The sequence below is a fragment of the Nonomuraea sp. NPDC001636 genome (assembly GCF_040298265.1).
In the GTDB taxonomy this organism is placed as follows: Bacteria; Actinomycetota; Actinomycetes; order Streptosporangiales; family Streptosporangiaceae; genus Nonomuraea.
The window spans coordinates 73,832-86,510 of sequence record NZ_JBEOZT010000036.1 but is presented as its reverse complement, the minus strand read 5'-3'; the positions used below and the strand labels follow the sequence as shown (position 1 = coordinate 86,510).

General features: G+C 74.7%; 13 protein-coding genes and 1 pseudogene. 7 read left to right on the top strand and 7 right to left on the bottom strand.

The window, feature by feature from the left end; genetic code table 11:
- From ABT158_RS44480 to ABT158_RS44470, 3 genes and pseudogenes are all read left to right on the top strand, one after another.
- A pseudogene (locus tag ABT158_RS44480) lies at positions 1 to 1,328 on the top strand (hypothetical protein); the annotation flags it as partial.
- 45 nt (positions 1,329 to 1,373) lie between these two features.
- Positions 1,374 to 2,015 (top strand): hemerythrin domain-containing protein, encoded by a 642-nt coding sequence (locus tag ABT158_RS44475; protein WP_352364358.1) that lies wholly within the window; start codon positions 1,374 to 1,376, stop codon positions 2,013 to 2,015.
- The gene (locus ABT158_RS44470) at positions 2,015 to 3,004 is read left to right on the top strand and encodes a pyridoxamine 5'-phosphate oxidase family protein (RefSeq protein ID WP_352364356.1); all 990 of its coding nucleotides are present in this window, start codon (positions 2,015 to 2,017) and stop codon (positions 3,002 to 3,004) included. The genes ABT158_RS44475 and ABT158_RS44470 overlap by 1 nt, the downstream gene beginning before the upstream one ends.
- Positions 3,005 to 3,029: 25 nt before the next feature.
- Here ABT158_RS44470 and ABT158_RS44465 read toward each other — a convergent pair whose 3' ends face one another.
- Positions 3,030 to 3,353, bottom strand: a complete 324-nt coding sequence (locus ABT158_RS44465; protein WP_352364354.1) for a cupin domain-containing protein — start codon at positions 3,351 to 3,353, stop codon at positions 3,030 to 3,032.
- Between the two features lie 71 nt (positions 3,354 to 3,424).
- On the opposite strand from ABT158_RS44465, the gene ABT158_RS44460 reads away from it, so the two are divergent.
- Positions 3,425 to 4,447 carry a helix-turn-helix domain-containing protein gene (locus ABT158_RS44460; RefSeq protein ID WP_352364352.1) on the top strand — a complete coding sequence of 341 codons (1,023 nt, stop codon included), beginning with the start codon at positions 3,425 to 3,427 and terminating at the stop codon, positions 4,445 to 4,447.
- Here the strand turns inward: ABT158_RS44460 and ABT158_RS44455 are convergent.
- Positions 4,410 to 4,949: a GNAT family N-acetyltransferase gene (locus tag ABT158_RS44455; protein ID WP_352364350.1), complete on the bottom strand. Its 540-nt coding sequence runs from the start codon at positions 4,947 to 4,949 to the stop codon at positions 4,410 to 4,412. The genes ABT158_RS44460 and ABT158_RS44455 overlap by 38 nt on opposite strands.
- A gap of 37 nt (positions 4,950 to 4,986) precedes the next feature.
- On the bottom strand, positions 4,987 to 5,940 hold the full coding sequence (locus ABT158_RS44450; protein ID WP_352364348.1) for an alpha/beta fold hydrolase: 954 nt from the start codon (positions 5,938 to 5,940) through the stop codon (positions 4,987 to 4,989).
- A 173-nt stretch (positions 5,941 to 6,113) separates the two neighbouring features.
- Between ABT158_RS44450 and ABT158_RS44445 the strand changes: the two genes are divergently transcribed.
- Together ABT158_RS44445 and ABT158_RS44440 are read left to right on the top strand one after the other, a co-directional pair.
- Entirely contained in the window at positions 6,114 to 7,265 is a 1,152-nt protein-coding gene (locus ABT158_RS44445; protein ID WP_352364346.1) for a sensor histidine kinase, read from the top strand.
- Positions 7,262 to 7,921 (top strand): response regulator, encoded by a 660-nt coding sequence (locus ABT158_RS44440; RefSeq protein ID WP_352364344.1) that lies wholly within the window; start codon positions 7,262 to 7,264, stop codon positions 7,919 to 7,921. Before ABT158_RS44445 ends, ABT158_RS44440 begins: the two co-directional genes overlap by 4 nt.
- A gap of 3 nt (positions 7,922 to 7,924) precedes the next feature.
- Here ABT158_RS44440 and ABT158_RS44435 read toward each other — a convergent pair whose 3' ends face one another.
- Genes ABT158_RS44435 through ABT158_RS44420 form a run of 4 tightly spaced genes read right to left on the bottom strand, consistent with a single transcriptional unit; the run spans position 7,925 to position 11,829 of the window.
- The gene (locus tag ABT158_RS44435; RefSeq protein ID WP_352364342.1) at positions 7,925 to 9,181 is read right to left on the bottom strand and encodes an FAD-dependent monooxygenase; all 1,257 of its coding nucleotides are present in this window, start codon (positions 9,179 to 9,181) and stop codon (positions 7,925 to 7,927) included.
- Positions 9,182 to 9,197: 16 nt separating this feature from the next.
- Positions 9,198 to 9,845 carry a maleylpyruvate isomerase family mycothiol-dependent enzyme gene (locus ABT158_RS44430; RefSeq protein ID WP_352364340.1) on the bottom strand — a complete coding sequence of 216 codons (648 nt, stop codon included), beginning with the start codon at positions 9,843 to 9,845 and terminating at the stop codon, positions 9,198 to 9,200.
- Positions 9,845 to 10,678: a fumarylacetoacetate hydrolase family protein gene (locus ABT158_RS44425; RefSeq protein WP_352364338.1), complete on the bottom strand. Its 834-nt coding sequence runs from the start codon at positions 10,676 to 10,678 to the stop codon at positions 9,845 to 9,847. Before ABT158_RS44425 ends, ABT158_RS44430 begins: the two co-directional genes overlap by 1 nt.
- On the bottom strand, positions 10,675 to 11,829 hold the full coding sequence (locus ABT158_RS44420; protein WP_352364336.1) for a cupin domain-containing protein: 1,155 nt from the start codon (positions 11,827 to 11,829) through the stop codon (positions 10,675 to 10,677). The genes ABT158_RS44425 and ABT158_RS44420 overlap by 4 nt, the downstream gene beginning before the upstream one ends.
- A gap of 79 nt (positions 11,830 to 11,908) precedes the next feature.
- Between ABT158_RS44420 and ABT158_RS44415 the strand changes: the two genes are divergently transcribed.
- The gene (locus tag ABT158_RS44415) at positions 11,909 to 12,673 is read left to right on the top strand and encodes an IclR family transcriptional regulator (RefSeq protein WP_352364334.1); all 765 of its coding nucleotides are present in this window, start codon (positions 11,909 to 11,911) and stop codon (positions 12,671 to 12,673) included.
- Positions 12,674 to 12,679: the final 6 nt, after the last annotated feature.

Sequence of the window (12,679 nt, the reverse complement as noted above, 5' to 3'; positions counted from 1 at the left end):
CATCCAGCAGAACCCGGGCGCGGGCGGCGCTGCGCCGGCACGCGCCCGACGACGCGGCGGTGTCCTGGCAGGAGGCGCTGGCGGCCGCCGAGCCGGCCGGCGCGAGCGCGGCCGAGCGGTTCGAGCTGGCCGTCGGGCTGGCGGAGAGCCGCTACGCCGCCGGCCGGTTCGACGAGGGCTACGAGGCGGTCGAGCAGGCGCTCGCCATGGCCGGCGACGACCTGGGCAGAGCCGTCAGAGCCGCCGACATCGCGATGGGCCACGGCATCTGGGTGCCCTTCCGGTACGGCGTCGACGTGGCCGCCGTACGCGACGCGGCGGACCGGGCCGCGCGCGAGCTGCCGCCGTCCACCCCTGCCTGGGCGACGGCGCAGGCCGTCAGGGCCGTCGTGCTCGCCCAGACCGGCCGCGAGGACGAGATCGGCGCGGTCTCCTCGCGGGCCGTGGCCGCGGCCGAGCGCCTGGACGACCCCGCCCTGCTGCGGCGCGTCCTGCACCTGAGGCTCATCGCGCTGCAGGGACAGGACTTCGTCGAGGAGCGCGCCGGGACCGCCCGCCGCCTGCTGGCCGAGCCCGGCCTGTCACCTCAGCTCACGGTGATCGCGCAGCTGCACCTCGTCTGCCACCACGTGGAGCACGGCAGAGTGTCCCAGGCCCGCGACCTGCTGGCGGAGATCGGCACGCTGCTGCGCGACCTGCACCATCCCACGCTGGCGCTGCAGGCCGCGGTGGCGAACGTGGGGCTCGACCTGTTCCAGGGCGTCCCCGACCCGGCCCGGCACTTCGAGCCCGTCAGGGCGATGTTGTCGTTCGCCGACCTGGCCTACTTCGAGCTCAGCATGTTCGCCGGACGGGCCGAGACGATCATCCAGGAGGAGCGCCTGGGCGAGGAGGCGGCCTGGATCGAGGAGATGGCCCGGCACACCGGCCTGCCGGGGCCCGCCTACGCCCTGGCGTACGCGCTGGCGGAGCTGGGCGAGCACGAGCGCGCCCGGCGGATCCTGCGCGAGACGCCCATGCCACCGCGCGACTACCACTGGGCGATGGCCGCCATGTGCCGGCTGCACGCGGCGATCCGGCTCGGCGAGGCGGACGTCGTCCGGGAGGTCTACGACGCGTTCCGCCCGTTCGCCGGGCTGCTGCACGTGACCGGCGCCTGCACCACCGTCGACGGCGCGTACGACGGCCACCTGGGCGAGGCGCTGCTGGCGCTCGGCGACCGCGAGGGGGCGCGGACCCACCTGCGCGAGGCGGTGCGCCAGCTGGAGCGGGCGGGTGCGGCCTACTGGCTGACAAGGGCCCGCCAAGCCCTCGCCAAGTGCACGTAGAGGCCCGGCGCGCACGCTGTTCCCGACACGTGAGGGAACAGACTGATGATCACACCAGAACACCTGACCGGCTTCCTGATGATGCACGCCGGTTTCCGCGCCGAGTTCGGCCGCCTGGCCGAGGCGTGCGGCGACCCGCGTGACGACGCGCACGAGGAGCTGCTGGCGGAGCAGCTCGCGCTCGTGCTGGACATGCTGCACGCCCACCACTCGCACGAGGACGCCACCCTGTGGCCCAAGCTCACCGGCCGCGCCCCGCAGGCGGCGGACGCGCTGGCCGAGCTGGAGTCCGAGCACTCCGTGCTGGACCCGCTGATCGAGGCCGCCGCCGACCGCGGGACGCCCCTGGCCGGGCGCGCGCCCGTCCTGCGGCGGCTGCACGAGCTCGTCAACGAGCACCTCGACCACGAGGAGCGGGTCGCCGTGCCGCTCATGCTCGCCCACCTCACCCCCGCCGACGTCGAGGCCGACCGGCGCCAGGCGATGGACGACTTCGGCCGCCGCCGGGTCCCCGTCATCCTCGGCTGGCTCGCCTCCAGCGCCGACGCCCGCCTGCTCGCGACGTCGTACGCGGATCTGCCGGTCGTGGCCCGGCTGATGTTCCGCCTGTTCTGGTGGCCGGCCTACCGGCGGCGTTTCACCCGCCTGTACGGCACCACCCCCGCCGACCTGATCCTGGAGCCGTGATGACCGCGTCCGCACCCACCGTCTCGCCGCGCCGGGCGACCGAGGTCTTCGGCCGCGCCCTGGTCTGCGCGTACGCCTCGCTCACCCGCGACGGCCGCCCCGTCACCTGGCCCGTCACGCCGTACGCCGGCGCGGGCGGCACGCTCGACGTCAGCACCGGGCTCACCTACCCGGACAAGGCCGAGCGCGCCCGCCGGGACCCGCGCGTCGCGCTGCTGTGCTCCGGCGCGGAGGACGGCGGCCCGGACCGGGCGCCCGTCGTCCTGGTGCAGGGCCGGGCGGCCGTGCGCGACGCGGACCTGCAGGCCGGCACCGACCGGTACGTGCGCGAGTCGCTGGCCAAGACCGGCGCCGGGTTCGCCGGGATGCCGTGGTTCCTGGTGAGGCGGCTGAGCTGGTACTTCGCCCGCATCTGGGTGGAGGTCACCCCCGAGCGGATCGTCTGGTGGCCCGAGGGCGACCTGTCCAGGACGCCCGAGATCTGGACGGGCCCCCCGGACGTCGCCGCGCCCGCCTCCGACCCCGCCCCCACCGGCCCCCGGCTGCCGAGCCGGTCGGCCCCGCCGGCGGACTGGCGGCCGTTCGCCGGCCGCGCCGCCCGCCTGGGCGAGCCCGTCGTCACCATGGTGGCCGACGGCATGCCGCTGGCCGTGCCCGCCCGCTCGGCCGTACGGACGGAGGCGGGTTTCGACCTGTGGCTGCCCGCGGGCGTCCAGGCGGCCGACGGGCCGGTGTGCCTGACCTTCCACCGGCACGGCCCGGCCATGGAGTGGCAGGAGAACGTCGTGCTGGTCGGCCGGGCCACCGGCGCGGGCGACCGGCTGAGCGTGCGGGTCGAGCGGGCGCTCAACGACTGGAGCCTCGCGGGGAGCCGCCGGGAGCGCAGCCGTTCGTTCCTCGGCCAGGGCAGGCTGCTGAGGAAGCGGCTGGAGGCCGAGGCCGCCCGCCGCGGCCAGCCCGTTCCCCGCGTCCGCCGTCCGCGCGACTGACGCCGTCCGCCGGCCTTCGGCGTCCCTACGGGGTGAGGATGCTGATGCCCAGCATGCGGGCGCCCGTCTCGGTGCGCGGGCGATGGGTGCTGCCCGGCGCGAACACGACGTAACTGCCCGGCCCGAGCCGGTGCCCCCGGTCGATGAACTCGCCCGAGATCACGTAGTAGCGTTCCTCGCCGTCGTGCACGTCCACCTCGGGCCATTCGGTGCCCGGGGCGAAGTCGTACATCCAGCCGCGGGCCCGGTCGGTGGCGGGCAGCCTTCGCCGGACGATCCCGGGGACGACCTCGACGGCTTCCACCTCTTCGACGTGCAGGATCTGGACGTCGTTCGCGTCTTGCGTCATGCCCCCATCGTCGCGGCGGACGCCGTCCCCCGCCCAGTGTCTGGATTGACGTGCAGCGGTATTTTCCTGCCATGACCGTTCAGCGAGTGGTGGCGCTGGTCCTGCCGCCGCAGTCCACGTTCGAGCTGGCGTGCGCGGCGGAGGTCTTCGGCGTGCGCCGGCCGGGCCTGCCCGCCCGCTACTCGTTCCAGGTGTGCGCCGAACGTCCGGGCGCCGTGCCGACCCTGGCCGGGTACGACATGGCGGTCGGCGCCGGCCTGTCCGCGCTGGAGGCCGCCGACACGGTGGTGATCCCCGGATGGCACCGCCGCGACGACCCGGCGCCGCCCGCCGTGGTCGACGCGATCCGGCGGGCCCATCGGCGCGGCGCCCGGATCGTCGCGATCTGTTCGGGAGCCTTCCTGCTCGCCGGGACCGGACTGCTCGATCACCGCAGGGCGACCACCCACTGGCGGCTCGCCGCCGAGCTCGCGGACCGCTTTCCCGACGTACAGGTCGAACCCGACACGCTGTACATCGACCTGGGCGACCTCGCCACCAGCGCCGGCACCGCCGCGGGCATCGACCTGTGCCTGCACCTGGCCCGCGCCGACCACGGCGCGGCCTACGCCGCGCACATCGCCCGCCACATGGTCATGCCGCCGCACCGGGAGGGCGGCCAGCTGCAGTACAGCGCCGCGCCCCCCGCAGACCGCCGGCCGGAGTCGCTCGCGCCGCTCCTCGACTGGGCCGCCGAACGGCTGGCCGAGCCCCTCACCCTCGACGACCTCGCCGCACGGGCCGGGGTCTCCCCGCGGACCCTGGCCCGCAGGTTCGCCGGCCAGCTCGGCGTCAGCCCCGGCCGGTGGCTGCTCCAGCAGCGCGTCTCGGCGGCGCGGGCCCTGCTGGAGGAGACCGACCTCCCCGTGGAGACGATCGCGGCCAGGGTCGGCCTGTCCTCGGCCACCAACCTCCGCAGACGTTTCCACGCCCTGGTGCACACCACGCCCGCCGCCTACCGCCGCTCGTTCGGCGATCACGACGGCGGCGTCTCCTCGCCACCGTCTGCCGTGACCGTCAGGGGCGGGGCTCGTCCTCCCATGCCACCGGCGTGACCTCGCCGGTCTCCCAGTCCGAGCGCAGGATTCCGTAGGCGACCGAGTCGTACCGGCGTCCGTCGCGGCCCGGCCAGGCCCGGCGGTAGTGCGCCTCCTTCACGTAGCCCGCGCCGCGGAAGACGGCACGCATGGCCAGGTTGTCCTGCCGGGTGGTGCCCTCGATCCGGGTGATCCCCGGCAGCTCGGCGAACAGGTGGCCGGTCAGCCAGCGCACCGCCTGGCCGCCGAGCCCGCGCCCCCGGTGGGCGGCCCTGATGCGCAGGTCGAAGACGGGCTCGTCGTCGGCGAGGTCCTGCAACCTGATCAACCCGGCCCGCTCGCCCTCGGAGACCACCCAGAAGGTCCGTTCGTCGGCGTCGTCGTAGTGCCCGTCGGCGGCCCGCCGCCGGACGGCCTCGGCCTGCGGCCGTCCGACGTGGAAGGGCCAGTCCTCGCCGGTCAGGAAGGCGACCAGGTCGTCGACATCGTCAGGGACGAACCTGATGAACGCTGCTGTCATGATCCAGCCTTCTATCAGGTCTCCGCGACCGGCCGGATCACCGGCCCCGCGCCTGCCCGGTGACGCGGTCGACGGCCTCGACGGCGACGACGGGCTCGTCGACGTAGATGTAGTGCCCGCTGGCCGCGGCCGTGCTCAGCCTGCTGCGGCCGGACAGCGCCAGCCACTTGCGCTGGCCCGCCGCCCACGCCCGCTCCAGGCGCGGCCCGTACTCGGGCAGGGCCTCCAGGTACGGCTTGCCGTGCCGGACGACCTCGACCGGGATGTCACCGGCGGAGCGGACCGGGCCGTCGGGAATGACGAGCTTCTCCGGGTTCTGCCCCTGGAAGATCGCCAGGTTCTGCGCGCGCAGCTCGGCGGCCGGGCCCTCGGCGGACTTGGGGATCGCCTTCTCGATGTCGCTCATCATGGTGGGCGGGGTGGCGTCCAGCAGGACCAGCCCCTTGACCCTGTCCTGGTGGTCGGGGGCGTACCGGGCGGCGATCAGCCCGCCCAGCGAGTGACCGGCCAGGACGACCGGGGCCTTCCCGGCGACGCGGTCGAGCACGCCGGTCAGGATCCGGCCGCTCGCGGCGAGGTCCTGCGGGCCGTCCGGCTGGTCGCTCCTGCCCGCGCCGAGCCGGTCGTAGGAGCAGACCCGGTGCCTGCCGCTCAACGTCTTCTGCAGGGACGCCATCTTGTCCAGCCCGTCGCCGCCGCCGTGCATCAGGACGACGACCGGGCCGCCCTCGACCGGCTCGCCCGAGCAGGACACGTGCACCGACCGGCCCGCCACGGTGATCTTCTCGGTGCCGGAGATCGGCGTGGCCGCGGACGCCTGCGCGGAGGGCGTGGAGGCGGCGAAGGGGTCCCAGTTCTCCATCGCGTCGCCGTCGCAGCCGGCCACCCCCGCGCCGAGACCGACGCAGCACAGCGCGGCCGCGAGGGGTGTCCTGATCTTGGCGAGCATGAGGTCCTCCAGTGAGCCGGCCGCCGCGAAGGCGATGCGCACGGCGGGGGTACGAGCGGGAAAGGGCCGGCGGGACGCCGTGGCCGCCCCGCAACGTTACGGACCGGGCGGCGCCGGGATCGTCACCGCACGGTGGACATTCCCCGGTAGCTCGCACGGGGGACAAAGCAGGCTTATCGGCGCCCGCACGGCCGCGGGCCCGCTACGCTCGCCCGGTGATCGATCTGCGGCGGGCCACGGAGGTGTGGCGGCGGTGCGACGTCGTGGTCCGGGACCTGCCGTTCGGGCTGCTGGTGGCCGTCGCGTCGCTCCTGCCGGGCCTGCACGACAAGGGCACGCAGGTGGGCGACCTGCCCGCCCGTCCCTTCGACGGGGTGGCCGTGGTGGCGATCGCCCTGGAGTGCCTGCCGCTCGCCGTCCGGCGGCGGTGGCCGGCGGTGTGCCTCGTGCTGGTGTCGATCGGCTTCGTCCTCGACCAGCTGCGCGCCTACCACCTGTTCGCGAGCAACGTGCTGCCCGTCGCGCTCATCAGCGCGGGCGCCCATCTGGAGCGTTTCCGGCGCGCCACCGTGGTCCTCCTGTCGCTGGCGTACGTGCCGCTGGCCCTCGCGCTGGACCGGCTCGGCGCGGACGAGCGGGTCGAGGGGTACGTGGTGTTCTACCTGGCGCTGACCCTCACCTGGGGCATCGGCGCCTGGCTGCGGTCGACCCGGGCCGCCGAGGAGGAACGCCGCCGCCACGTCGCCGAGGCCACCCGCGCCGCCGAACGCACCCGGATCGCCCGCGAGCTGCACGACGTCGTGACCCACCACGTGACGGCGATGGTGGTGCAGGCCGAGGCCGCCCGCTACCTGACCGCCGTCCCGGAACGGCTCGACGCGACGCTGACCGCCGTCACCGACACCGGCCGCCGGGCCATCGCCGACCTGCGGCACATGCTCGACCTGCTCAAGGCCGATCACGACCCCGACGGCCTGCCGTCCGCCGCCGACCTGCACACCCTCGTGGAGCGGACCCGCCGGGCGGGGCAGCCGGTGGAGTTCGCCGAGGAGGGCAGCCGGGCGGAACCGGCGGGCAGCGCCGAGTTCGTCGCCTACCGGGTCGTCCAGGAGGCCCTGACGAACGCCCTGAAACACGCCCACGGCAGCCCGACCGCGGTCCGGGTGCGTCACGGCGAGAAGGAGATCAGCGTGGTGGTCAGCACCCACGGGCCCGGCTCCAGGGCCGCCGCTCCCGGCGGGAGCGGGCGGGGCCTGGCCGGGCTCCGCGAGCGGGTGGACGCCCTCGGCGGCGAGTTCAGCGCCGGCCGGCAGGCGGGCGGCGCCTTCGTGGTGCGGGCCCGCGTCCCCGCGGGCGGCCCGTCGTGAGCGCGCCGATCCGGGTCCTGGTCTGCGACGACCAGGCGCTGATCCGCACCGGCTTCGCGACGATCATCGACGCCCAGCCGGACCTGGAGGTCGTGGGGGAGTGCGGCGACGGCCGCGCCGCGGTGGAGCTCGCCCGCCGGCTGCGGCCCGACCTCGTCGTCATGGACGTGCGCATGCCGGTGCTCGGCGGCATCGAGGCCACCCGGCTGCTGGCCGGCGCGGGGGTCGACGACCCGGTCAAGGTGCTCGTGGTGACCACGTTCAACCTCGACGAGTACGTCTACGAGGCGCTGCGCGCGGGGGCCAGCGGCTTCCTGCTCAAGGACGCCCCGCCGGCGCAGCTCCTGCACGGCATCCGCACCGTCGCCTCGGGCGCCGCGCTGCTGGCCCCCGAGGTGACGCGCCGGTTGGTCGGCCGGTACGCGGCCCGCATCCGTCCGGCCGAGCCGCCGTCGGGGGAGACCGCGCTGACCCCGCGCGAGCTGGAGGTGCTGCGCCTGATCGCCGACGGCCGGTCCAACAGCGAGATCGCCGCCACGCTGGTGATCAGTCACGAGACCGTCAAGACGTACGTGTCCCGCATCCTGGCCAAACTCGGCCTGCGGGACCGCGTGCAGGCGGTGGTCTACGCCTACCGCCGGGGCCTGGCGACCTGACGCTCACAGCGGCGCGGAGTCCAGGGGGATCGGGCGGAACATCTCCGGCTCGTCCTCGGGGGTCAGGGCCGTCGGGCCGAAGATCCAGTCCACGAACGCGTAGTCATGGACGTCGCGCTCCCGCAGCAGGGCGTTGCGCTGCAGTCTCCGGACGCCCTCCAGGTGCCACAACGCGCCCCACGCCCGCGCCGTGCCGACCACCCGGCGGCAGTGCTCGGGCCGTACCGCCTCGTAGGCGGCCAGCGCCCGGTCCCAGTCCACGACCGGTCCGCCCTCGGCGCGCTGGGCGGCGACGTGCTCACCGAGCACCCAGCCGTCCTCGATCGCCATGATCGCGCCCTGCGCCATGTACTGCAGCGGCGGGTGCGCGGCGTCGCCGAGCAGCGCGATCCGCCCGGTGACCCAGGTCATGATCGGGTCGCGGTCGAACATCCGCCACCACCGGTCGCGCCACATCAGCGGCAGGCCCCGCTGGACCTGGTCGCAGGTTCCCGCGAACGCCGCGTCCAGCTCGTCGGGGGTGCCCCAGTCGTCCTGGCCGGCCAGCGCCTTCGGCGACTCGAACACGGCGACCTGGTTGAACGTCTCCGCGCCGCGCAGCGGGTACTGCACGAAGTGGCAGCGCGGGCCGACGTACACGACGACGTCCTTGTCCTGGACGTCGTTGCCGGCGACCTGCTCGAACGGCACCGCGCAGCGGTAGGCGACATATCCGGAGTTCACCGGCTCGTCCTGGACCAGCAGTTCGCGGGCGATCGAGTGCAGGCCGTCGGCGGCGATCACCACGTCCGCCTCGTCCACCACGCCGTCGGCGAACCGCACGCGGGCGCCGCCGCCGACGTTCTCGTACCACGTGCAACGGGCGTCGGTGAGCAGCTCGACGCCCGCCCGCTCGCAGGCGCGCAGCAGGAGGCCGTGCAGGTCACTGCGGTGGATCACCAGGTAGGGGTAGCCGTAGCGGCGTTCGACGTCGCGCAGGTCGAGCCGGGTCAGCTCGGTGGCGTCCAGGGCGTCCTTCATGACCATGGTCTCGGGCAGCACGCCGAGCGCGGACGCCTCGGCCAGCAGGCCGTAGCGGTCCAGGATGCGGGTGCAGTTCGGGGCGAGCTGCAGGCCCGCGCCGACCTCGCCGAACGCCGCGGCCTGCTCGTACACCCGGACCCGCAGGCCCTGGCGGACCAGGGCGAGGGCGGCGGACAGACCGCCGATGCCGCCCCCGACGACGATCACGTCGGCACGGGTGGAGGGGAGGGGGCCCATAGGATCTTCCTTCTCGTCACAGCCACGGAGGCAGGGTCGGTGGGCGTCCGCCGCCGGCGGCGGTCACTCCGCCCGCCGGGCGTCCGGCCAGGTAGGCGGTCACGTCGGGCAGCGACCCCTCGACGTCGGGCACCGCGCCGGGGCCGCGCTTGGCGCGGATGTCCGCCCGCAGCTCCCGCAGGAAGCCGTCGGGCAGGTCGGCGAAGGTGAGCCCGGTGGCCAGGTCCACCGCGTGCACCATGACCTCCCGGCTGCGCATCCAGGGGATCTCGCTCGCCGGCACGGTCCGTCCCTGCGCGGTCACCACCTCGGCCCGCCACGCCTCCTCGGGCAGTGCCGCCATGGCGGTGGCCAGCGTCGCGGCCGACTCGGTGAACCACCGGCCCAGCTCGACGGCGTCCAGCAGGGCGCCGCGCTCGATCCCGGCGGCGCGCGCCTGCGGGGAGGCGTACATCGGGGTCGGCTCGCCGGTGCGCGCCCAGCGGACCAGGTTGCCGATCGCCTCGGCGTTCGCCGCCAGGTGCGCCACGACGTGCCTGCGCGTCCAGCCGGGCAGGGCCGACGCGGCGTCGTACTCGCGCTCGGACAGACCGGCGATCGCCGACGCGCACAGGCCGGTCCCCGTCTCGACCCACGCGAGCGTGGTGGCCAGGTCGCGCGCCATCACGCGCCCTCGCCGACGACGCGGTTCTCCAGCCTGCCGAGCCCTTCGATCTCGGTCACGACGAGCTCGCCGCCGCGCAGGAAGACCGGCGGCCTGCGGGCGTGGCCGACGCCGCCCGGCGTGCCGGTCGCGATCACGTCGCCCGGGTTGAGGCGGACCATCGTCGAGACGTAGCGGACCAGGTGGACCGGGTCGAAGAGCAGGTCCCCGGTGTTGTCCGACTGCATCACCCGGCCGTCGACCTCGCAGCGGACGTCGAGCGCCGGCCGCGGGCCGGTCTCGTCCGCGGTGACCAGGAACGGGCCGATCGGGGTGGTGGAGTCCCAGTTCTTGCCCTGCAGCCACTCCCGGGTCCGGAACTGCCAGTCCCGGCAGGTGACGTCGTTGAGCACGGTGAACCCGGCGATCGCGGCGACCGCCTGCTCCTCGTCCGCCCGCCGCACCGGCCGGCCGATGACCACGGCCAGCTCGGCCTCCCAGTCGAACTGGTCGGTCTCCGCCGGACGCCGGATGTCGTCCGCGGCGCCGATCAGGGTGTCGGCGAACTTGGCGAAGAGCGTCGGGTACTCGGGCAGGTCGCGGCCCATCTCCTTGATGTGGTTCTGGTAGTTCAGCCCCACGCAGACGACCTTGCTCGGCCGCGGCACGACCGGGGCGAGGTCGGCGCCGGCGAGCGGGTGGCGCGGGCCGTCGGCCGCCGCGGCCTCCTCCAGGCCGCCGGGCGCGGCCAGCACCGCGCCGACGTCGGCCCGGCCCAGCTCGACGAGCTCGTCGCCCTCGACGCGGACGGCGGCGGTGCGGTGGTCGTCCAGACGGACGGTGGCGAGCTTCATCGGCTGTTCTCCTCGGTGTGGCTGCGGTACAGGCCGAGCCTGGTGAAGATCGGGGCGTCGCTGAACTGGAACAGGTCGAGCGCGCCGGAGTCGGAGTCGGAGGCCGACGCCTCCGAGCGGATCGACAGCGGCTGCCAGGACGGCACGACGAACAGGTCGCCGCGGCTCACCCGCCACGACCGGTCGCCGACGGTGACCTGGCCGGACCCGTCGAAGACCTGGTAGACCGACGAGCCGGTCTCCCGGTACGGCGCGGTCTGCACGCCCGTCGTGATCCGGTGGAACTGCGCCCGGATCGTCGGCAGCACGTCGCCGGCGGTCGTCGGGTCGATGTAGCGGACCAGGGCGTGGCCGGGCTCGATCGGGCCCGCGTGCCCCTCCCGCTCCAGCGCGAGCTGGTCGGTCAGCGCGGCGTCGGTGTCGGTCCAGCGGTAGCAGAGCAACGGCGTGCCCTCGTGCCGGCGGAGCTGGGAGACCGGGGCCAGGCCGGGGTGCCCCCAGAGCCGTTCGGCGCGCGAACGGCCGGGGGTGGCGTGCTCCTCCTCGGTGAGGGTGTCCCGGCCGAAGTCGAAGAACTGCGCCTCGACGCCGTACTGGAACGGGATGTCCAGCCCGTCGATCCAGGCCATGGGCGTGTCGGCCGCGTTGTGGTGGGCGTGCCAGTGCAGGCCGGGCTGGGGGAGGAAGTCGCCGCGGCGCATCGGCACCGGGTCGCGCTCGACCACGGTCCACACGCCCTCGCCCTCGACGACGAAGCGGAAGGCGTTCTGGCTGTGCCGGTGCTCGGGGGCGTTCTCGCCGGGCATCAGGTACTGGATCGCGGCCCACAGGGTCGGCGTCGCGTACGGCTTGCCGCCCAGGCTGGGGTTGGCCAGCGCGATCGCCCGGCGCTCACCGCCGCGGCCGACCGGGACCAGTTCACCGGCGCGGCCGGCGAGGTCGAGCAGCGTGCCCCACTCCCACCGGTGCGGCTGTGCGCTGGAGCGCGGGTGCGGCGGCATCAGGTCGCCGATCTCCGTCCACAACGGGACGAGCAGCGCCTTCTCGAAGCCTCGGTAGAGGTCCTCCAGCTCGGGGCTGAGCGAGGGCTGGTCCGGCCGGTCCACGGCGGCGATCTTGACCGGCGAGCCGCCGGCGTTCACGTGGGGCATGGCCCCGACTATCCGCGCAGGCGGCCGGGCTGGAAAAGAGGATTCTGCACAGCGGAATTCATGTGCCAGGATCGGTTTTATGGCCAAGCCCATGAAGACCCCGCCGGCCTACGCGCCCACCAGCGTCGACCATGCCCTGCGGCTCGCCCAGATCCTCCAGCTCGACGGGGTGATCACCGTCTCGGCCGCCGCCGAGCGGCTCGGCGTGGCCCGCTCCACGGCCCACCGGCTGCTGACCGCGCTGGTCTACCGCGATTTCGCGGTGCAGAACGACGACCGCAGCTACCGGGTGGGCCCGGTCCTCGCGCTGGCCGAGCGCGCGCAGTCCGACGTCGGCGCGCTGCGGGCGGCGGCACTCGGCGAGATGCGGGCGCTGGTGGACCGGATCGACGAGACGGTGAACCTCAGCATCCGCACCGGGCGCAACGTGCGCTTCATCGCCTCGGTCGAGTGCGGGCAGGCCCTGCGGGTGGGCAGCCGCGAAGGCATGGTCTTCCCGGCCCACCAGGCCACCGGCGGCCTGGTGGCGCTGGCGGCCCTCTCCGACGAGGAGCTGGCGCAGCTCTACGCCCCCGGCGACCGGGGCGACCCGGCCGAGGAGCTGCCCGACCTGGCGCGGCTGCGGCGGGACCTGCGGTCCGTCCGGCACAGCGGGGTCGCGCTCAACCTGGAGCGCACCGAGCGGGGCGTGGTCGCGGTGGGCTGCCCGGTGAAGGGCCGCGACGGCACGACCGGCGCGGCGCTGTCGATCTCGATGCCCAGCGTCCGCTACTCCCCGAAGGAGATCAAACCCCTCGTCGCCGCGCTCACGGCCGCGGCCGACGCGATCAGCCGCGCCCTCTGAGCCACC